General features: G+C 47.0%; 22 protein-coding genes and 1 other RNA gene. 3 read left to right on the top strand and 20 right to left on the bottom strand.

Annotated elements, in window-relative coordinates:
* Positions 1-50: 50 nt before the first annotated feature.
* The 3 genes from P5G61_RS01515 to P5G61_RS01505 form a co-directional block, all read right to left on the bottom strand.
* Complete coding sequence (locus tag P5G61_RS01515) at positions 51-806, bottom strand: lytic transglycosylase domain-containing protein (RefSeq protein ID WP_301243761.1); 756 nt, start codon at positions 804-806, stop codon at positions 51-53.
* Positions 807-1,058: 252 nt separating this feature from the next.
* Complete coding sequence (locus tag P5G61_RS01510) at positions 1,059-1,475, bottom strand: hypothetical protein (protein WP_301243759.1); 417 nt, start codon at positions 1,473-1,475, stop codon at positions 1,059-1,061.
* Positions 1,476-1,509: 34 nt separating this feature from the next.
* The gene (locus P5G61_RS01505) at positions 1,510-1,710 is read right to left on the bottom strand and encodes a DUF1540 domain-containing protein (RefSeq protein WP_306440240.1); all 201 of its coding nucleotides are present in this window, start codon (positions 1,708-1,710) and stop codon (positions 1,510-1,512) included.
* Here P5G61_RS01505 and P5G61_RS01500 point away from each other — a divergent pair.
* On the top strand, positions 1,621-1,893 hold the full coding sequence (locus P5G61_RS01500; protein WP_301244325.1) for a hypothetical protein: 273 nt from the start codon (positions 1,621-1,623) through the stop codon (positions 1,891-1,893). The genes P5G61_RS01505 and P5G61_RS01500 overlap by 90 nt on opposite strands.
* Position 1,894: 1 nt before the next feature.
* Here the strand turns inward: P5G61_RS01500 and P5G61_RS01495 are convergent, their stop codons facing one another.
* The gene (locus tag P5G61_RS01495) at positions 1,895-2,401 is read right to left on the bottom strand and encodes a YpuI family protein (RefSeq protein WP_079349640.1); all 507 of its coding nucleotides are present in this window, start codon (positions 2,399-2,401) and stop codon (positions 1,895-1,897) included.
* 288 nt (positions 2,402-2,689) lie between these two features.
* Between P5G61_RS01495 and P5G61_RS01490 the strand changes: the two genes are divergently transcribed.
* Entirely contained in the window at positions 2,690-4,564 is a 1,875-nt protein-coding gene (locus P5G61_RS01490; protein ID WP_301243757.1) for a S8 family peptidase, read from the top strand.
* Positions 4,565-4,661: 97 nt separating this feature from the next.
* On the opposite strand, the gene P5G61_RS01485 is transcribed toward P5G61_RS01490, so the two are convergent.
* Both P5G61_RS01485 and pdxR read right to left on the bottom strand, forming a co-directional pair.
* Positions 4,662-4,919, bottom strand: coding sequence for a hypothetical protein (locus P5G61_RS01485; RefSeq protein WP_024628454.1), 258 nt, complete (start codon positions 4,917-4,919; stop codon positions 4,662-4,664).
* A gap of 85 nt (positions 4,920-5,004) precedes the next feature.
* The gene (gene pdxR / locus P5G61_RS01480; RefSeq protein ID WP_301243756.1) at positions 5,005-6,525 is read right to left on the bottom strand and encodes a MocR-like pyridoxine biosynthesis transcription factor PdxR; all 1,521 of its coding nucleotides are present in this window, start codon (positions 6,523-6,525) and stop codon (positions 5,005-5,007) included.
* A 108-nt stretch (positions 6,526-6,633) separates the two neighbouring features.
* Here pdxR and P5G61_RS01475 point away from each other — a divergent pair, with 108 nt between their 5' ends.
* A complete protein-coding gene (locus P5G61_RS01475) occupies positions 6,634-7,863 on the top strand; it encodes an aminotransferase-like domain-containing protein (RefSeq protein ID WP_301243755.1) in 1,230 nt (409 codons plus the stop codon).
* 242 nt (positions 7,864-8,105) lie between these two features.
* Here P5G61_RS01475 and rnpB read toward each other — a convergent pair.
* From rnpB to ybeY, 14 genes are all read right to left on the bottom strand, one after another.
* An RNA gene (rnpB, locus tag P5G61_RS01470) (RNase P RNA component class A) lies at positions 8,106-8,515 on the bottom strand.
* 81 nt (positions 8,516-8,596) lie between these two features.
* Positions 8,597-9,712, bottom strand: coding sequence for a Nif3-like dinuclear metal center hexameric protein (locus tag P5G61_RS01465; protein ID WP_301243753.1), 1,116 nt, complete (start codon positions 9,710-9,712; stop codon positions 8,597-8,599).
* Positions 9,688-10,446 carry a tRNA (adenine(22)-N(1))-methyltransferase gene (locus P5G61_RS01460; protein ID WP_301243751.1) on the bottom strand — a complete coding sequence of 253 codons (759 nt, stop codon included), beginning with the start codon at positions 10,444-10,446 and terminating at the stop codon, positions 9,688-9,690. The genes P5G61_RS01465 and P5G61_RS01460 overlap by 25 nt, the downstream gene beginning before the upstream one ends.
* A gap of 184 nt (positions 10,447-10,630) precedes the next feature.
* Positions 10,631-11,770, bottom strand: a complete 1,140-nt coding sequence (rpoD, locus tag P5G61_RS01455) for an RNA polymerase sigma factor RpoD (protein WP_024628459.1) — start codon at positions 11,768-11,770, stop codon at positions 10,631-10,633.
* Positions 11,771-11,813: 43 nt separating this feature from the next.
* The gene (gene dnaG, locus P5G61_RS01450) at positions 11,814-13,634 is read right to left on the bottom strand and encodes a DNA primase (RefSeq protein ID WP_301243749.1); all 1,821 of its coding nucleotides are present in this window, start codon (positions 13,632-13,634) and stop codon (positions 11,814-11,816) included.
* A gap of 46 nt (positions 13,635-13,680) precedes the next feature.
* Positions 13,681-14,169 (bottom strand): YaiI/YqxD family protein, encoded by a 489-nt coding sequence (locus P5G61_RS01445; RefSeq protein ID WP_301243747.1) that lies wholly within the window; start codon positions 14,167-14,169, stop codon positions 13,681-13,683.
* 207 nt (positions 14,170-14,376) lie between these two features.
* Entirely contained in the window at positions 14,377-16,452 is a 2,076-nt protein-coding gene (glyS, locus tag P5G61_RS01440) for a glycine--tRNA ligase subunit beta (RefSeq protein ID WP_301243745.1), read from the bottom strand.
* The gene (gene glyQ / locus P5G61_RS01435; protein WP_024628463.1) at positions 16,445-17,332 is read right to left on the bottom strand and encodes a glycine--tRNA ligase subunit alpha; all 888 of its coding nucleotides are present in this window, start codon (positions 17,330-17,332) and stop codon (positions 16,445-16,447) included. Before glyQ ends, glyS begins: the two co-directional genes overlap by 8 nt.
* Positions 17,333-17,734: 402 nt before the next feature.
* Positions 17,735-18,487 carry a DNA repair protein RecO gene (gene recO, locus P5G61_RS01430; protein WP_024628464.1) on the bottom strand — a complete coding sequence of 251 codons (753 nt, stop codon included), beginning with the start codon at positions 18,485-18,487 and terminating at the stop codon, positions 17,735-17,737.
* Between the two features lie 33 nt (positions 18,488-18,520).
* Complete coding sequence (locus tag P5G61_RS01425) at positions 18,521-18,661, bottom strand: YqzL family protein (protein WP_079349649.1); 141 nt, start codon at positions 18,659-18,661, stop codon at positions 18,521-18,523.
* A gap of 101 nt (positions 18,662-18,762) precedes the next feature.
* Positions 18,763-19,662, bottom strand: a complete 900-nt coding sequence (gene era, locus P5G61_RS01420) for a GTPase Era (protein WP_301243741.1) — start codon at positions 19,660-19,662, stop codon at positions 18,763-18,765.
* A gap of 41 nt (positions 19,663-19,703) precedes the next feature.
* Positions 19,704-20,117: a cytidine deaminase gene (locus P5G61_RS01415; protein WP_024628466.1), complete on the bottom strand. Its 414-nt coding sequence runs from the start codon at positions 20,115-20,117 to the stop codon at positions 19,704-19,706.
* A gap of 289 nt (positions 20,118-20,406) precedes the next feature.
* A complete protein-coding gene (locus P5G61_RS01410) occupies positions 20,407-20,778 on the bottom strand; it encodes a diacylglycerol kinase family protein (RefSeq protein ID WP_024628467.1) in 372 nt (123 codons plus the stop codon).
* The gene (gene ybeY, locus P5G61_RS01405) at positions 20,778-21,275 is read right to left on the bottom strand and encodes an rRNA maturation RNase YbeY (RefSeq protein ID WP_063567028.1); all 498 of its coding nucleotides are present in this window, start codon (positions 21,273-21,275) and stop codon (positions 20,778-20,780) included. Before ybeY ends, P5G61_RS01410 begins: the two co-directional genes overlap by 1 nt.
* Positions 21,276-21,308: the final 33 nt, after the last annotated feature.

Raw genomic sequence — 21,308 nt, 5'->3', positions numbered from 1 at the left:
ATCTCTTCCCAGGCATACTGTTGTGTTGCTATTTCTTTGATCTATACCACTTATACCATATATTTCGACTGCGCTTTCTCCACTTTGGAAATATAAGCCTGTGTTTCTGAAGGGAGACGGTTTAGTACACTCATTAATTCAGCATCACTCGATACACCCAAACTCGAAACCCGTCCCGGTCCGGCATTATATGCAGCAAGTGCCATCTTCACCTCGCCACCAAAACGCTGGAGCTGGAGAGAAAGGTATTTGGTTCCACCATCTATATTTTGAGCGGGATCGTAAGCGTTGCTTACACCCAGCCCTGCTGCTGTGCCATCCATCAACTGCATGAGTCCTTTGGCACCTGCGGAAGACACTACATTTGGATTAAAGCCGGATTCTGTATCAATAACTGCCTTGATCAAAGATTCAGGTACCCCATATTTGGCGCTCGCTGAAGCAATCAAAGATTCATAATCCGTAGGTACAGATGCACCCGAATCCACTACTCCAGTATTTATCAGAGAAGATAAAGAAATCCCATTACTGTTTGAGGAAGAAACAGAACTTGCATCCGGATTATACATGCTGCCCAATTGCAGCCACAACAGACCGTCACTGGATCGTTTGGAGATCGCAGCAGAGTTCACGCCTTCTCCTACGGTATTGTTTAAAGAAGTTGAATTCGTCCCGAGCAGCCCGTCCATCATACTGGCAAAATCCACCTTTGAATCGGAATTTCCATCCGATGCATTTGTTTCGTTGAGACTATTGGACAATTGCAGTTCCAGCAACTGCCGCGACGCGCGCGGATCAATCTGCATGAGTTATATTCACTCCCATATAATGTAAACGTAGATTATGACTTTATTCTACATTATTTTACAGGAAGCTTCTATTGTTTTCAAAATATTTTCAAAAAAATAAACCGATTGTACAACATCATTGCGTAAATACGAAAGAAACCTTCTGCTATCACCTTTAAGTAAAGTGGAAGCAGAAGGCTACAATAAGCAACTCATATCAGTCGGTTATATGCTCATTAGGATTGCTTTTTCAGATCATGTTTTTACGTATCAGCGAGCGAATGGAATCATAAAGAAATAGCTGAGTGTTGCCACGGCCCCAAGTCCAATGGACCACGCCCCCGCCGTTTTACGGCCGTTGACATAAGCATAGTATCCAAGCACTGCTGCTGCCGGACCCAGAACAATGGACCACATGAACAAGGAAGCAATACCAAAGGCCAGCCCCATATAACCGGAGATTCGGCCGGTAGATTTCATGACACCGTCTTCTTCGTGCTTTACAGGTGTATGATCTGTTCTTTCCGTTGGTTCTGTTCGAATAGAACCAGTTGTAGGTGCTACCTCCGCACCATACTCTTCCTTGTGGCTGCGTCTTGGATAATCTACACGCTCACGCTGTTTTTCATCTAACGAAGTTGTTTTTTGACGATGGAACGGGTAATCATCTCTATGGTCATTATTCAATGCAAAGCACCTCCATATAAATGGGAATGACTGCTCATTTCGGTCTAAATGTGTGGCAGCATGTCGCAGAAGATGTACGTGCATGATCATGATGATCGGAATCAAAGGTCTCTCCGGCAAATTCCTCATGTAAGCGGCGGGTGGCATGTTGGTCAATGTCAATCATGATGGCATCGGCCTGGCAGAAATTGTTTTCTCCCCAAAAGTGACAGTTAGCAACACTGCATTTGACTATTGGCTTCTCATGGCTCATTTTTATCACCTCGACATCTATTGTCTCCGCACCGTAAATGAGCTATTCTCCAACGAAATGCCAGATGATGACATGGGCCCTTCTCCGCAATTCCAGTTGAAGAAAACGCAAAAAAACCGCCACAAGGGCGGTTTTGTCGAATTCGCATATGAGTTAAAAAATTGATTCACGCGTGATTGCGTTGGTTTTGCATCCGACGCTGCGTTAGGTAGTCACTTTCATAATATGCCAGGTCATCGCGCAATTCTTCGTACGTTTTTGATATCTCAAGAATGACATCCCGTACTGCACGAATGGGCTTATCACGGAAACGGATTGCATCCTGACCAGTGTAAGCATATCTTCCATCTTCGGAGTAACATTCATTTTTAGGATAAAAAAAGCTGTTTATGCTTTGATGGTATGTGTTATAGAGAGCCTTCTCGGCAAAATCGACATCAAAATTGGCACGACGCAGCACAACGCCAAGTTTTTCGTAAGAAACTTCAGAAAAAACGAGCAAATGACGGAGATCCGAAAGAAATCCTTTGTAGAAGGCTGATGACTCCTCCGTCTGATTCTGATCCAGTTCAGGCAAGGCATTTTCATTCAAAAATTGTTCGATCCGATCGATAGCCGGTTTTAACTTTTCCCTAGTTGACTCACATGTTTTCTGTACATTGGCTGCTGACATAAAGGTAGCTCCCCCTTAAATAAGTCCTTACATATAGATCGGCCAACGGGAGGTTCTCCCCTGACCTTGAATTCTCAGCTACTATCCTACCATAAAAAGATGACGAGCGGTATCCCTTAATCAGGCTTTCCCTTCCTGCCCCTGAACATGTCCATTACCCACAGCTCACCTGATCTTCACCTGCATAAAAATAACCGCTTTTCCTAACGATACATATATCCAGTGACAACGATGAAATTAGAGCACTGTAAGATGATTGTCAAAACAAACGAGGAGGTTCCATCCCTTATGTCCAGACCGAAATGGATTAATTGGGCCATTGCCGCGGGTGCAGGCGCACTTGCCTTGACACTTTTGCTTCCAACGTCCAATCGTCCTGTTCCTACTCCAAGTGCCATGCCCGATTCTCCACACGAGGAGCATGCAAGCAAACAACGTCTCAAAGTCCAGGATGTAAAGTCAACCGATCTGCTAACCCGCGCGGATGCCAAACAGCACCTTAGCATCATGCTTGAGAAAACCTCCAAAATGAATGATGTACAAATAAGCAAATACGTTAATGAACTACAACAAACACATGATCATATCCGGTCTATTGATATAATGAATACCAATGGATCACGCAGTCGGCACTTTGACAAAACAGCAGCAAAAGGAAGCAAAGTGGAACAGCAGAAGCTGGAACATTCTCTCGCCTTGGCCAAAAAAGCCGTGAGTAAACGTCAAAGCTTCGAATCTTCATCCTTTCCTCTGGGAAAAGAAAAGTTTTTTGTCATGGGGCAGCCCTCCAAAGATGGAAAAAGAGCCGTCATCGCTTTGTTTAGCCAAAATGTCCTGAATGCTGTCGAGCAGCACCAGCGCAAAAATTTGCGCATGATCCCTTATCCGCGGGAAGGCAAGTTCAAAATAGAATCTGTACACCCCGACACCCTTAACGAAATCACCGTAAAGACAGGGCATGATAACGCCAATGCCAGTCATTTTTACGAAAATGAAATTGTCATCCGTTTCCGTCAGGAGCCAGGGGAGCGGGATATGCGCATCATTAAATCCGATCTGCGCACTCAATCGGCACGTAAGCTTGGATATACGTATGTTTTTCGGTCAGAACATATGAATTATGAGCAACTGCATGCTTATTTTGAACGTAAATGGAATCCGCTGTATATGGAACCCCACTACATGTATTTAACCAATGAGACCTTACCTGAACAAGATGTAACCGTGCCCAATGATCTCTTGTTCTCTGACTACCAGTGGAACCTGCCCGCCATTGAGACTAACCGCGGGTGGAATATTACGAAAGGCAACAAGGATGTTATCGTTGCCGTGGTAGACACCGGCGTCGATCTGACTCATCCCGATTTGAAGGGCAAGCTGCTGGATGGTTATAACGTTGTTGATCCAGCAAGCAAACCGCTTGATGATGTGGGCCATGGTACACATGTAGCAGGCATCATCGGCGCTGTTGTGAATAATAACGAAGGTGTAGCAGGCATGAGCTGGTATAACAAGGTACTTCCTGTTAAAGTGCTGGACAATTCGGGTTCAGGCACAACCTACGCCGTTGCCGAAGGCATCATTTGGGCCGCTGATCATGGAGCCAAGGTCATTAATATGAGTTTGGGGAATTACGCCGATGCCCAATTTCTTCATGATGCCATCAAATACGCTTTTGATCGCGATATCGTATTAATTGCAGCGACCGGTAACGACAATACGGAGCGTCCAGGATACCCTGCCGCCTATCCGGAAGTATTTGCGGTATCTGCTACGGATCCGGACATGAGCAAAGCTTCCTATTCCAACTACGGGGATTACGTGGATGTAACGGCTCCAGGGTCCAGCATCGCAAGTACGTATCCGAACAACCAATATGCGGCCTTGTCCGGAACGTCCATGGCTAGCCCCCATGTAGCGGCACTTGCAGGCTTGATTCGCTCGCTCAATCCCGATCTGACCAACACGGAAGTTATGGATCTCATGCGTCAAAGTGTCATAGATCTTGGTGACCCAGGTCATGACAAGTATTTCGGTTACGGTCAAATCGATGTGTTTAAAGCATTGGAGGCGGCCTCTGGCAGCAGCGCCCCACTTCAATTCTGGCCGCAGCATGTGAGACAACAAATGGATAATGCGATGAAAAAGTACATCAAACATTAGCCGAACACTGAATATAAAAAAAACAAAAGCAGCTGCGCCCCGGGGCGTATGCTGCTCTTTGGTATGTTTACCTATTCCCCCGGGGCACCCGCTGCGACTAGCGCTTGCGAGTAGTTGTGCGGGATTTGCCTGATTTTTTCACGGATTTTTTCTTACCGTTATGGCTTGAAACAAAACAAGGTTCTTCTTCTTTGACCACGACAGGATACATGTGATGATGAATTGGCACACAGTGATGTTTTTTGATGACTTCGATCGGGTGAATTACGGGTACGATTTGTGGGATGTAGTAATCTTCAACAACTTGGATCGGGTCACATACAATCGGACAAAGCGGTGGACAGAAATGGTTCATTTCAAACCAACTCCCTTTCAAGTGATACTATAACGTATTGCACAGGGTCCAATGTGGATTGGATGTATGTCCGTGTTCAAGAAAATTAAATAAGCGGGAGCCTGTCCGCTGTTGTCCCACCCTGCTGCGGTGTAATGTTCTCAATAACCCTGCATAACACCCGTAGCCCTTCACATAACAGTTCCTGATTCGTAACCGTGAAGCAGATCCGCAGACTCGCCGTATCCGTTTCCCCCACATAACAGGCAGAACCCGGCAAAAAGGAAACACCTGCAGCAAGTGACTGGCGATGCAGCTCACGCATATCCAAACCATCCGGCAATTGCAGCCACAGATTTAATCCCCCATCAGGTAAAGTCCAATACATCCCCGGAGGACCATGTTCCACCAGCACATCCGCTGCGGCACACAGACGGGAATATAACTCATCCCTCAGACGGGCTGTATACGCACTGTATTGATGTTGAATAAAAGATTGCAATGCCTTCTGCGTGAGCAGCGGGCTCCCGAGATCCGCAGTGGATTTGGCAGCAACAAGCCGGGTGAGTACACTTCCGTCTGCAACCGCACACGCCACTCGACAGCCGGGAGACAGCACTTTGCTGAAGCTCTTGATATATATCACGTGGCCCGTCCCATCCATGGATTTAATAGAAGCAGGGGGTGGATCACGGAAATACAAATCAGCGAACGGATCATCCTCCAGGATGAGACAATGATAACTCTGAGCAAGATTCAGCAGTTGTGCACGTCGTTTGGCGCTCATCGTAATGCCTGTAGGATTGTGAAACGTAGGAATCGTATATATTAACTTCGGCGGGTATGTATCACATAACCGGGTTAACAGATCAATACGCATACCATCGTCATCCATCGGCACTGTAATGATCTTTGCTCCTCTGCTTGTAAACACATCAATCGCTCCGGTATAACTTGGTGCTTCCATGTAAACGACGTCACCAGGACCAACAAACGTACGCGCCACAAGATCAATCCCCTGCTGGGTACCGCTCGTTATTAGCATCCGTTCAGGCATTACCCGCAGACCTCTTTCCGCAAAATGCCCGGAGAACGTCTGACGCAGTTCCCGATCCCCCTGAAAGGACCCGTATGCAGCCATTCGCTCCGGATGATCCGAGGACAGTCGGTAGGCACTGTCGATAATCTCTCGCGTTGGCAACAATTCAGGCTGAATGGCCGACATATGCAGCTCATATCTAACTTGAGGAGATGCATCAAAATGTCTCCAGAGCTGAGCTCTGGGCAAATAATCCACAAGAGCCATCTGCCAGTTCCATGGCGTGCTGGATTCATTCTTTGCTTGAGTACGGTGAGCCCTCTCCATATCTTCTGTTTTCTCCATCTCCTGCGTCCCCCGTACATAACATCCCTTCCCTTGGGAACAGGTAATCAGCTGTATGGCTTCAAGCTCTGCATAGGCTTTGGACACGGTGACCAGACTGACGCCCAGATCTGTGGTCATTTTACGAACTGATGGCAAACGGGTACCAGGCTCGATTAATCCAGACCTTATTCGGTCCGCAAGGGTGAGTGCAATCTGAACATATAATTTAGTGCTGCTTCCCCGTTTTAATTCAATATGCACACATGCACCTCCCAACTGTTATGATCAGCATTTTACTGTTATACTGCATTCCGTCTATTATAGTTTATAATATCAGTATAACAGTGAATAACAGGAGATGAGAATAATATGAATATCCCTTGGTCCAAAATGGCACAAAACACCCCGTCCTCTGTCGTTCGCGACATGTTACAGGCTGCACAGGCGCCTGGAATGATTTCGCTTGCCGGAGGTTTACCTGCTCAAACATCGTTCCCGCTTGAAGCTATCCGTGACGCATACGAAAAAGTATTCATGGGCGGTTCAGCGGCTCTTCAATATGCAGAGACGGAAGGATTCCGACCATTACGTGCCAAAATTGCTGAACGTCTTGAATCCAAGGGCATTCCGGCTTCACCTGACCATATGCTTCTGACTACCGGATCTCAGCAATCCATTGACCTGGTATGCCGAATTTTGCTTGATCCAGGCGACAGCGTACTGGTTGAATCACCAACCTATCTGGCTGCGCTTCAAGTCATTCATTCCTATCAGGCTGAAGCGCACGGTGTTGCTTGTGATGATGACGGGATGTTGCCTGAATCACTGGAAGAACAGCTGCAATTGCATCGTCCCAAGCTCGTCTACATCAACCCAACGTTCTCTAACCCGTCGGGCAAAGTATGGTCGCGCGCGAGACGGCAACAAGCCGTGGACCTGTGTCGGAAATATGGGGTGCTGATCTTGGAAGACGATCCCTATGGTGAAATTCGTTTTAAACCGGAACAATTGGATGCCCCTGCGCTGGCGCAGCTGGATGCAGCATCCTACGAGGGACCGTCCAATGTCATCTACACCAGCACATTCTCCAAAACAGTAGCTCCAGGCCTCCGCACTGGCTGGATACTGGCTGCTCCGGATGTTATCAAAATAGCCGCCCGCGCCAAACAGGGTGCAGATTTGCATTCCAGCAGCATTGACCAGAGAGCACTTCATGCGCTACTGGAGTCTTTCGATCTGGACGGGCATATTCGCAATATCTCACAGGATTATGAACAACGGATGAAAAAAATGACCACTCTCATGGCTGCAAAATCATGGGAAGGTATTTCCTGGAATTCACCACAAGGCGGTATGTTCCTATGGCTGCAACTGCCTGAGGGTATGCTGGCCAGCAATCTGTTCACTTATGGAATTCAAGAGAAAGTGTGCATCGTACCTGGGGATTCCTTCTATGCAGGTACACCGGAGCTCAACCGTATGCGGATTAACTTCACCCATACCGATCCAGATCTGCTTCCTGAGGCTGTAGAGCGTATGGATCGCGCCATTCAACGCTGGCATGCATCATTACAGTCGGACAGTGTAGTTACACTGTAACAAACTGTCATCCACTGTATCATTAGGAACCATTTTTCATCCCACACAAACTAACAACAAAAATAAGGCGTCAGACCCGAGAAAGCTCGAAGTCTGACGCCTTATTTATATGACCTGCAAGAGCAGGAAGAAGTCTTTTGAAATTTAATGGCGTCCTTCTGATCAGTCAGGCACATCAGGTACAATCGTTCTGTTTGCCCTTGACTGATAGTGGACTATACTTGTTACTATTGTGTTGTAGTTAGGAAAGCTTACCGTAAGCCGGGTTCTGTGCTCTTCGTGGTTCAGACGGGAACTACCCTCCCACCACAAGCGACAATCATCTATCTAGGCCATACATTGCTGCACAGCTCAAGCGACCAACCTAGACACACCTCGGGCTAAGGCTGTCTTCTCCGAAGAGTCGACTGTGTCCCATTAGGTCTTGCTCCAGATGGGGTTTACCAGGAACGAAGTCACCAGCGTTCCTCGGGGTCTCTTACACCTCGGTTCCATCCTTGCCTGTGCCGGAAAATCCGGCCATCGGCGGTCCATTTCTGTGGCACTATCCTTCAACTCGCGCTGACTGGACGTTATCCAGCATCCTGCCCTGTGGAGCCCGGACTTTCCTCTCGTGGCAACGAAGGCCACCAGCGATTGTCTGTCAAGCTTTCCGAACAACATTACATAGTATACAGGCATTTGAGTTTACAAACAAGCTTAATCTTACTGGAAGAAATGAACCCGGGTGCTTTTAGATAAACTGGAATACTTCCGTGTTAACCTCTGATGCAGTTACTTTCGTCTCATAACGTTTGTCTTCCAAACGTGAACGCAGCCAGTCCGCCGTTTTGGTTTTCATAATTTTCTCGGCATTATGCCCGGCGTCGATGATACACATACCCGCCATCAACGCATCGTGAGCCGTATGGTAATCAATGTCTCCAGTCACGATGACATCAGCACCTTTGAATCGTGCAGGAAGGGTATAACGGCTACCTGAACCGCCAAGCACTGCTGCTTTTTTGATTTGCCGAGTAAGATCGCCTACTACCCGAACGTATGGCACATCCAGTTGGGCCTTCACGACCTCCACCAGCTCACCGAGTGTCTTTGGTTGTTTGAGTGGTCCCAAGCGCCCCAGACCCAGCGTACGGCCTTTTAAATCCATTGCATAGAGGTCATAGGCCACTTCTTCATACGGATGAGCCTTAAGCATCGCTTGAACAACCTTGCTGCGCAAACTCTGCGGTACGATGGTCTCAATCCGTATTTCTTCTACACGCTCCATCTGTCCCTCTGTACCGATGAAAGGCTGTGTCCCCTCTCCCGGGACAAAAGTGCCTGTGCCTTCCGTATTGAAGCTGCATTTATTGTACTGACCAATACTGCCAGCCCCAGCTTCGAGAATGGCCTGGAGCACCTGCTCATGATGAGTACGGGGTACAAATACAGCCAGTTTGTACAAATGATCTGTATGTACATCCTCAAGTGACTCCTTACTCTCTATTCCAATGGCCTCGGCCATCCAGTCATTCATGCCGCCTTCAGCCACATCCAAATTGGTGTGACTAATATATACCGCAATATCATACTTGATCAGCTTCTCATACAATTTCCCCATAGGTGTGTCGGTATTCAACGATTTGACCGGACGGAAAATGATAGCATGATGCGCAATAATCAGATTGGCCCCGATCCGAATCGCCTCGTCAACAACTTCGTTCGTAACATCAAGCGCGATAAGCACGTGTGTAATTTCCTTTTGCAAACTGCCAAGCTGAAGACCAATTCGATCGTCCGGCACGGCCAGATGTTTTGGAGCAAGCTGCTCCATCAATTGAATTACCGTTTGACCTTTGGCAAACATGAGAGTACCTCCTTCAAGTTCACAATAAGATGCTCTACCTCTGCCGCCTTCTCCCGGGAAGACTCCTGATCGGATTTGGAAATGGACTGAACAACGCTTTGCAGCTTGACAATTTCGCTCTCCCATTTGGCAAAAAACACATCCGTTGGACGATCTGTTAAATAAGGCCCCATGCGAAGCAGCAGATCTGATGTCAATTCCACCCCGCCTTCAAGGGGACGCGCGCGATACACTTCCTCATTGGCGATCGGACTGAGTTCCTGCGGCATTGCTGTAATGATTTCATACACTTTGCCATCTTCCTCAAGCAGTTGTTCTGCAACCACCACCCAGTGATGCTCGAGCAACCAACGTCTAAGAATATCTTCACCCACATTAGGCTGCAAAATAAGAAGCTTGACCTCATCCAGTTTGGAGAGACCACGATCCAGAATGGAGGCAATTAGCGCCCCTCCCATCCCTGCAATGGTCACAACATCCACTTCTCCTGCAGAGATGACATCTAATCCATCTCCACGCCGTACTGTAATTCGTTCCTTCAGACCTGCATCGCTGACTTGCTTGCGTGCAGCTTCATAAGGGCCAGGGTTCACTTCACCGGCTACTGCACTTGCTGCTTTTCCGCTGCGTACTGCAGCTACTGGAAGCAAAGCGTGGTCCGAGCCAATATCAGCCAAGCGGCTGCCTTCGGGAATTTGATCATGTATTCGCTGTAATCGATTCGAAAGTTTCATGAAGCACCTACACCATTCATTTAATTTATTGATTTGCATTGAACAACGAAAAGCGATAAAATGAAATCCAATAAAACATTTCAAGGATGAATTACCAAAACCAAGAAATTTAGATGTTCAATTTAAAAATAAAGGAGACCCCGCCGCCGCTAAAGCGTCTTGCGGAAAGTCTCCCATAGTGATGTTATTCGAGGAAATCCTTAAGCCGTTTACTACGGCTAGGGTGACGCAATTTACGAAGAGCTTTGGCCTCAATTTGACGAATACGCTCACGCGTAACACCAAATACCTTGCCTACTTCTTCCAGCGTTCTTGTACGTCCATCGTCCAGACCGAAACGCAGACGAAGTACGTTCTCTTCACGCTCAGTCAATGTATCCAGGACATCTTCGAGCTGTTCTTTCAGCAATTCATAAGCAGCAGCATCCGCCGGAGCCAGTGCTTCCTGATCCTCGATGAAATCGCCCAGATGGGAATCATCTTCCTCACCAATCGGTGTTTCCAGGGAAACCGGTTCCTGAGCAATCTTTGTAATCTCACGAACTTTTTCCACACTCAGATCCATCTCGGCAGCGATTTCTTCTGGTGTCGGTTCACGACCAAGTTCCTGCAACAGCTGACGGGATACCCGGATCAGCTTATTAATCGTCTCCACCATATGCACAGGGATACGAATGGTACGCGCCTGGTCCGCAATCGCACGGGTGATCGCTTGGCGAATCCACCATGTTGCATACGTACTGAATTTATAACCCTTTTTGTGGTCGAACTTCTCAACCGCTTTGATCAGACCCATGTTACCTTCCTGAATCAGATCCAGGAACAGCATTCCACGTCCAACATAACGCTTCGCGATACTGACCACGAGACGAAGGTTAGCTTCAGCCAAACGACGTTTCGCTTCTTCATCCCCGTTTTCAATCCGTTTAGCCAGTTCTACTTCGTCATCCGCAGACAACAAAGGTACACGACCAATTTCTTTGAGATACATACGAACAGGGTCGTTGATTTTGATTCCTGGTGGAAGGCTCAGATCATCATCAAAGTGGAATTCATCGTCTCCCTCTCTGGTGTTGTTCTCGGAATCTTCACTAGGGCGAAGGGTTACCTCTTCATCATTTTCGTTCACGACATCAATACCCAGGTCGCTCAGTTGTTCATAAAACTCATCCATCTGCTCAGCGTCTTGCTCAAACGGGGAGAGTTTCTCTATAATTTCTTTGTAGTTCAACGAAGCTCTTTTCTTACCTGATTCAATCAATTGATCCTTAACCTGATCCAGCGTCAATTCTGTTTCTAGTTCAGTATGCTGATCATTCGCCATAACTCGACTCCCTCCTCCCTAGAAACATCCAACATTCAGACGTTCACTGTCTCTCTAGGGCAATCATTTCAATTGCAATTTGTGCCGCGCGTACAGAATCACCTGCCCGCTCTGCAGCAATCATTTCTTCTTTTTTCAGATCGTACTCTTTCTTACGCGGATATTTCAGCACTTCCCTGATGCAATCGTCGAGCATTTGAACACTCCATTCACCTGGACCATCCATCATCGAGATTGAACTGACTGTCTTTTCCAGTCGGTCGTCATGCAGTGAAGACATAAAGCGGCTTGTATCCGACGATTTGCCTTGCGCATAATAGGCATATAGATAAGCAGCAATAGCTGCATGATCATCCAAGTTAAAAGCTTCACCAAGATGCTCATTCACGTACTGGGCAGCCTCTTCATCCTGAAGCATCCAGGCGAGCAGTTTGCGTTCAGCAGCGTGATAAGCCGGCAACAGATTGGGTGTAGGCACCTGCCTATTTTGTTGCCTACCATTATTCCACCTTTTCGGGTTATTATCCCCATACTGGAGGTTATTTTTCATGGCCTCCCGTTCTTCATTACACTCCTGCTTCAGTGTCTCAAAAGATACGTCCACTTCCGCAGCCAGTTCCCGAAGATATACTTCCCGTTCTGTAGGAGAAGACAAAGGAGCAATAAGTTTCACCGCTTCCTTGGAATAAGCGATCTGTCCGCCGCCTTCTAGCAGTATATGGTTTTTTTTAAGGTTTATAAGCTTAAATTTTGTAGTCGTTACGGCGCCGTCCACAATTTGGTTTCGGAACCGCTCGCCACCATGCTTGCGGATAAAATCATCCGGGTCGAGTCCATCCGGTATTAGAGCAATTTTGACCTGCAATCCCGCTTCCTCAAGAATAGGAAAGTTTTTGAGAGCCGCAGCCTGTCCCGCTCGATCGCCGTCATAACATACAATGACTTCATCACACATGCCTTTAAGCATCAGTGCCTGATTCTCAGTGAGCGCAGTACCCATTGCCGCTACACCATTTTGGATATCCTGATCCCAAGCGGAGATAACATCGCCATACCCTTCGAACAATATGGCCTGCCTTTGTTTGCGAATTGCATTTTTGGCATGATGCAGATTGTAAAGAACACGGCTTTTGTTAAATAACCGGGTTTCCGGTGAATTTAGATACTTCGGTTGCCCGTCTCCCAAAATGCGACCTGCAAATGCAATCGGCTTTCCGCTCCGGCCATTAATCGGAAACATGACTCTGTCTCGGAAACGGTCCACATATCCCTGACCTTCGTTTCGCGGCGACAGTAACCCGCCCTTCTCCATCTCTTCAAGCGGAAATTCGCGCTTTTCCAGAAATTGTACCAAGGTATCCCAGCGATTCGGCGCATAGCCTATCTGGAACTGGTCAATCAGCTTGTCGCTAAACCCGCGTGAGCGTAAATATTCCATAGCCACTTTACCGTGCTCTGTATTTTTCAATAAGAAATGATACAGCTTCGCGGTAAGCTCATAGGCTTCCAATAAACGTTCAGTCTCTGGATTAACATGAGCCGATTCACGCCCTTGCCAGTCCCCCATTGAGATGTGACTTTCTTCTGCCATCGTCTTGACAGCCTCGGGAAAGGATAACCCTTCGATTTCCATCCTGAATTTGATGGCATTTCCACCCGTGCCGCAACCGTAGCAATAGAAAATTTGTTTCTCAGGCGTAACTGTAAACGAAGGCGTCTTCTCAGAATGAAAAGGACAGAGGCCTTTCATATATTTCCCCTGTTTGGTCAGATGTACAAATCGGCTCACCGTATCGACGATATCATGCTGCTGTAACACCGATTCAATAATGCTTTCGGGTATACCGCCTTGTCCGGTACTCATCTTGATCCACCTTCATCTCTTAACACGTAAATATTATTCGATAAACTTACACATTCTCCTGCAAATCTCTCAAAAGTTTTGTCAGTTTATGTTGAAAAATTTCCCGATCCTGCTCTGTGAAAGGCTTTGGTCCTTTTCCATAATGCCCTCTTTTTCGTGCTTTGGCCGCAGTATGACGGGAATCCAGCATGAAATCAATGTCACGATCATTAAACTCACGACCACGAAATGATAAAACATAACACCGTTTGCCAAGTGCGAGCGCCGCCAGTCCATAATCCTGTGTAATCACCACATCGTATGGCTTGATGTGATTGGCAATGTACAAGTCTGCACTCTGATCACTTCGATCTACCTGAACGGTGCGCACTCCTTCTCCGCCCTGAAGAAAGTGGTCAAATGAAGAAACCATCAGTACAGGAACTTTGAATTGCCGTGCTGTTTCTGCGATCTCGGCCTTGACCGGGCAAGCATCACCATCCACAACAATGTGGCGTACATTCAACTCACTCAAACCCAGACCACCCGGTTTCATAAAATAGCTGCATATTGTAATATACGACCCCAGCCAGCCAAAATCCTTCTGACCAGTCTATGGAAATCAAAGGCTAAAATACGGAACGGCTGTAAATATAAATTTTTCACAATCCGTTCCGTATATTTATACCCTCATATATCCTTCTTTAATACTGAATTTGTGCTTTGTCTCAGATCTGTGCTCCATGAGCAAAGACGGACCCGATTACCAGACCAGTTTGGAGAAATCAGCAAAAGCTTTCAGATCACGGTCAATCGCTGCAAGCAGTGCCAGACGATTTGCCCGCACAGCTTCGTCTTCAGCCATAACCATAACTGAATCAAAGAATACGGTGATAGCGTCCTTCCAAGCCGATGCAATCGCGAGTGCTTCAGCTGCTGCATGTTGAGACAATACCTGACGATATTCTTCATTGGTTTTGCTCCAAGCCTCATGCAACTGACGCTCTCCTTCTTCTGTGAAGAGTTCTGCATGTACCGAAGCATTGGATGCTTTGGCAGCCAGATTACCGACACGGTTGAAAGATTCAACGGTAGTTTTGAAAGCATCTCCCGTTTGAACAGCTGCCATAAGGGCTTCACCTTTTGGAACTACCGCGCTGATATCATCAAATCCGGAAGAAATTACTGCATCAACCACATCATAACGAACCGTTTCGGACAACAGTTTCTTCACACGAAGACCGAAGAAGTCCTGTAAATCTTTACGTACCTCTTCATCCGCACGTTTCAACAAGTTCATCTGGGCATGCACTTGAAGTGCAACGCCGAACACGTCGGACAGGGTCAGTGGAAGATCGTGATCCAGCAAAATTTGAACAATACCTGCTGCCTGACGACGCAGCGCATAAGGGTCCTGAGATCCAGTTGGAATGATATTGATCGAGAAGCAACCTACGATTGTATCCATTTTATCCGCAGCACTGACAATGGCACCAACGAGCGAAGCAGGAGATTGATCTCCGGCGAAACGTGGCTGATAATGCTCAAATACCGCTTTGGCCACTTCTTCTTTTTCACCAGCTTTACGAGCATAATCCTCACCCATCACACCTTGCAGTTCAGGGAATTCTCCCACCATAAGTGTAACAAGATCGAATTTGCAAATATCCGCAGAACGACTCACCGCTTCGGCTACATCAGCTGGTACTTGCAGCTTGCCAGCCAGGCCATCCGCAATTTTGCGAATACGGCGTACTTTATCTCCAACCGTGCCCAGCTCTTCCTGGAAGACAATGCTCTCCAGCTTCGATAATGCGTCCTTGATCTCCAGCTTCTGGTCTTCCTCGTAGAAGAACTTGGCATCAGACAGACGTGCACGAAGTACCTTTTCGTTCCCTTTCGCAATGACATCCAGTGAATCGCTGCCGCCGTTACGAACCGTAACGAAGTATGGCAACAATTGTCCATCATTATCAAGCACCGGGAAATAACGTTGATGCTCGCGCATCGAAGTGATCAATACCTCTTGTGGAATATTCAAAAATGAAGACTCGAATGTTCCGAACAGCACGGTTGGTGTCTCCACTAGGAACAAGACCTCTTCCAGCAAATCTTCCTTGATCGCAATGTCCCATTTCTTCTCGGCAGCCAGTGCCTGGATCTGGGACACAATCATCTGTTCACGTTCTTTAATATCTGCAATGACGTGTTCGGAACGCAGCACTTCTACATACGAAGCGGGGTCCGTAATGACTGCCTCTTTTCCGAGAAAACGATGTCCACGGGTTACATTGCCAGACTTCACTCCTGCAACTTCCAACTCAATCACATCACTGCCCAGCAGAGCAACAATCCAGCGAATCGGACGTACAAATTTGAAATCATACGAAGCCCAGCGCATGAATTTCGGAAACGTCATAGCATGCAGGATAGCCAGCAAACCCTGACCGATTACAGAGGATGTTTCTACGCCTTTGCTGCTTTTGGTCGCATAGATATATTCCACGCCGCTTAGTTCCTTGAATGTGAACTGGTCCGGTTCAACACCCTGACTACGGGCAAATCCGAGTGCAGCTTTGCTCCAGTTACCACTATCGTCTAATGCTATTTTACGGGAAGGTCCTTTTACCTCTTCCTCCACGTCTTCCTGCTTCTCGGCAACATCCTTGATCAAAACAGCTAGTCGGCGCGGTGTGGCATAGGCATTCACTTCACCATAAGCAATGCGGGAGGCATCCAGCCATTTCACGACACGATCCTGCAGCTGTTCAATTGCTGCCCGCATGAAGCGTGCAGGCACTTCTTCCAGACCAATTTCAAACAACAGATCCTTAGACATGCTCAGCTCCCCCTTTCTTGATCAGCGGGAAGCCGAGCTTCTCACGCTCTTCCACATATGTTGCAGCCACTTGACGAGCCAGATTACGGACACGGGTGATGTACCCGGTACGCTCCGTTACACTGATTGCTCCGCGCGCATCCAGCAGGTTGAACGTATGTGAACATTTCAAAACATAGTCATATGCCGGGAAAACCAGATTCTGTGCCATGGCTTTGTTTGCTTCCTCTTCATGCATGTTGAAGAGTGTAAACAACATTTTGACATCAGATACTTCAAACGTATATTTGGAGTGTTCAAATTCAGGCTGACGGAACACATCACCATATGTAATCCCGTCTACCCATTCCAGTTCAAACACATTTTCTTTTTCCTGAATGTATGAAGCAAGACGCTCCATGCCATACGTAATTTCAACCGCTACCGGATTTGTCTCAATCCCGCCGACTTGTTGGAAATACGTAAATTGAGTAATTTCCATACCGTCCAGCCATACTTCCCAGCCAAGACCGGCACAGCCGAGGGAAGGGTTCTCCCAGTTGTCTTCAACAAACCGAATATCGTGTTTGAGCGGATCAATGCCCAACTGTTTCAGACTTTCCAGGTAAATTTCCTGAATATTGTCCGGAGAAGGCTTGATAATAACCTGGAATTGATGATGCTGATAGAGACGGTTTGGATTTTCTCCATAACGACCATCCGAAGGACGGCGGGACGGCTCTACATAAGCTACTTTCCAAGGCTCGGGTCCAAGCGAACGCAAAAAGGTCATGGGGTTCATCGTACCTGCCCCTTTTTCCGTATCATATGGCTGAACAATAATACAGTTGTGCTCGGCCCAGAATTGTTGCAGCGTGAGAATCATCTGCTGAAAATTCATAATCATGCTCCTTTTCGATGGTTTGTGATAAACAAGCCTAGAACGGTACAGACAATAAAAAGCCCTCGTCCTACGCCTGTTATACAGACATAGGGACGAGAGCTATTCCCGCGGTTCCACCCTACTTGGCTTAGATATAAACAGGAGATCCTGTTCATACAAGCCCACTTTTCCGTGTCCATTCATGCTCCCGAGTGCCATTTCACAGACCGATTCAACCCGGCTCCCACCATCCCCGGCTCGCTCACACAAGATTAGGTCAACCGACCTCTTCTTGAATGTAATAAATCAAGTCTCCTACTTTCTCGTTCAATGCATGTCTCCAAAAGAGAAATTATAGTTCATAATATATAAAAATAAGTACGAAGTCAAGATATTTTACTTATTTCATAACAAGACGACTCAAATCCCGTACTTTTCCATCTGATCAAGAAAAGAACGGGATTTCAGATTCAATCCAAGCTGATGATCCATAAAGGCCCGCATAATCTTTTTGATCTCATCCCGCGTGCCTTCACTTACCGATATATTACCGAGTCTTTGCAGATCCAACTGCGCAAACAAACGTAACAACTTCAACGCTTTCGGACTCACAGACATCGCCGGAGGATCAAAGTGCTTGCAGGCACGACACAGGACTCCACCAAGCCTTGGACTAACAAATAATTGCTCATCCGGTCGCTCTTGACCACAAGAAATGCAATCATCCAGCTGAGGACCGTACCCGGCTGCCTGCAGTATTTTCATTTCATACAGGCTGGTAATGACAACCGGATCTTTCTCTTCCTTCAACGCCTGGAGACAGGCTTTCAGCTGTTTAAACCAGAACGTTCCTGTCTCTTCATCCTGCAATACGCGATCCAGCAGTTCACAAGCATAAGATGCATAGGAAGCCTTAACCAAATCTTCACGCAACTCATGATATGATTCAATGATTTCTCCTGCGTTTAGCGTTCCCAGTCCGGTGTTGCGAAAATAAACATATTGACCGTACGTAAATGGCTGCACCAGTGCAGCATGTCGGCTTTTGGGCTTTTTGGCACCGCGGACGAGTACCCCTACTTTCCCGCCGCTTTCGGTGCAAAGCGTAATAATTTTGTTCCCCTCGCCGTAGTCCATGCTGCGGATGACAATCCCTTCCACCCTGTATAGCATGCCTCGTCACCTAACCATTCCCGAATCAGCCAATTAACCTTCGGCTTCTTCATCTTCAATCACTTCCCTTGCAGGTTCCGACTCCTGTCCCAACGAGCTGCATGCCTCGGTATACAACAGATAGGACTCCACATCCCCCGTCATCGCAAAAACCTTCCACGAAAAATCTCGCATCGGAATTTCATCCTCTCTTCGAAAATGACATTTGCATCTACCAGATAGGATGGAGTCTTGCAAGGTAAACTATGTGTTGCAATTACTGGATACTAAATTTATTATTCGCGACCAAAGCCAAGATCTCGCAGCACACGCTCCTGGTTTCTCCAGTCCTTCTTCACTTTAACCCACAGGTCCATAAAGATTTTGGAACCGAGCAGATTTTGAATATCCTGGCGAGCACGTTTCCCCACTTCTTTAAGCAAGGCACCCTGTTTCCCGATAATGATTCCTTTTTGCGAATCACGCTCCACAAAAATAACGGCTGAAATATAAACAACCCCGTTATCCTGTACTTTCATATCCTCAATCGTTACCGCAATGGAGTGTGGCACTTCTTCACGCGTCATCTGGAGAATTTTCTCCCGAATCAACTCGGCGCAAACAAACTGCTCCGGATGGTCTGTAACCTGATCATCAGGATAGTACTGAGGGCCTTCCGGCAAATATTTACCGAGCTGCTCCAGCAAGGTGCTTACATTGCTGCCAAGCATGGCAGATACCGGAACGATTTCAGCGAAATTGTGCAGCTTCCGATATGCCTCAATCAGCGGAAGCAGTGCTTCCGGCTCAATTTTATCAATTTTGTTCATGACCAGAATGACAGGCGTTCGCACATTTTTCAATTGTTCTGCAATGTAACGGTCACCACCACCCATGCCTTCCGAAGCATCAATCAGGAACAGAGCAGCTTCGACTTCTCCGAGTGTGTTCAAAGCAGTCTGGTTCATGTAATCGCCCAGCTTGGATTGACGTTTGTGAATCCCTGGGGTATCCAGGAACACGATTTGTTGTTGTTCCGATGTGTATACACCATGGATCTTATTACGCGTCGTTTGCGGCTTGTCTGACATAATGGCAATTTTCTGTCCAATGACTTGGTTCATCAGCGTGGATTTACCTACATTGGGACGACCGATAATGGCTACAAAGCCGGATTTGAATGCTTGTTTTTTCATATGTTCCTCCTCAGGCGCCTAGGCCTGGAATGTATTGGTTTTTACTTTTTGGCAGAGTTTAGGTCAGATGGCCCAAAGGCCCATGGCAATAGTTCGGCAACTGTAGTCTCCTGCAGATCACCCTTCATGTTACCCAGAATGACCTTCATATCCGGATCACACAGTTCGTACATCACCTGACGACATACACCGCACGGAGCAATTGGACCGTCCGTATCTCCTACAATTGCAATAGCTTTAAAGCTGCGTGGTTGCTTGCCTCCTGCAATTGCACTGAACATGGCTGTACGCTCAGCACAGTTGCCTGGCGTATAAGCAGCATTCTCAATATTACAACCATGATGCACATGTCCCTCGCTGTCAAGCAAAGCTGCACCTACACCAAAATGAGAATACGGCGTATACGCTTTCGTACGTGCCTTAATCGCTTCTTGCATCAACAAACCATTATCCATAATCAATCTCTCCCTTTGGGGTGTTATAAAGTTGCACTCAATGAGTTAAGTTCAACTTAAAAATATTTGCACTGGCCTCTCCGCTGTCAGAACAACCTTACGATCGCTGTTATCCCCGGATTTTATTGATTCCCTTTTCCAAAGTGAAAATCCGGTGATAAAGGCGAACGCTTCGCTTCTACAGGTTATTTCTGACCTCTCCGTTAATGTGCAAATCAAAAGTTAAACTTAAAAAATGAGTCCAACTTTACAATTAGTGTGTAATATTAAAATCAAATCAAAAACAAAATCAAAGCAATCCTAGCCAGCTCATCACTGGCTTGATGAAAACGATACACCCGATGATGACGGCGAACACCGCAGCCAGCAAAACTGCACCGGCCGCGGTGTCCTTCGCCGCTTTTGCCAGCGGATGTATATGCGGATGCGCCAGATCTACAGCAGCTTCCACTGCTGTATTCATCAGCTCCGTCACAAGAACCAGAAATACGGCTGTCAGTACAAACATCCAGTCTGTTCTTGAAATCCCGAAAAAAAATCCGGCTGCACACATCAAAATGGCGACTCCTGTATGAACTCTTACATTCCTTTGAGTCCGCAGCCCGTATACGATTCCTTCCGCAGCATTGCGGAATACCATCCCCCAGGAGCGCCTTTTCATTATCGTGTCAACCCGGCTTGAGCGAGTACCGCTTCCTGTTTGCCCATCATTTCGGCTTCACTGGCCTCATCCTGATGATCATATCCAAGCAGGTGCAAGAATCCATGAACAAACAGGAACCCGAGCTCACGTTCAAATGAATGCCCATATTCTTCACTCTGCAGGATGGTCCGTGGAACCGAAATAATAATATCCCCCAGAACATCCGGCATTTCTTCCATTTCTTCATCCTCGTCCAGTTCGTAGATAATATCCAGTTCCTCATCCACAGTCTCGTTCATTGCAAAAGACAATACATCCGTTGGACGATCAATGCCGCGATAGTCACGGTTCAACTCATGGATCTGTTCATCATCTACAAAAGTCAGAGCCACTTCCCCGTCCGCAACACCTTCTGCTTCTCCGGCAAGGTTCAGCAGTTGCTCCAGCATTGCAATCATCGGTTCGGTAATTTCTTTGTCCTGTTGTTCATTATTCCATGCTAGGTTAAGACTCATTCTTTCATACTCCTGTCTTCTCATATTAGCGAA

It is taken from the genome of Paenibacillus vandeheii (assembly GCF_030433635.1).
Classification (GTDB): domain Bacteria; phylum Bacillota; class Bacilli; order Paenibacillales; family Paenibacillaceae; genus Paenibacillus; species Paenibacillus vandeheii.
The sequence above is the reverse complement of the archived record's forward strand: the minus strand, read 5'-3'. Positions and strand labels throughout refer to the sequence as shown.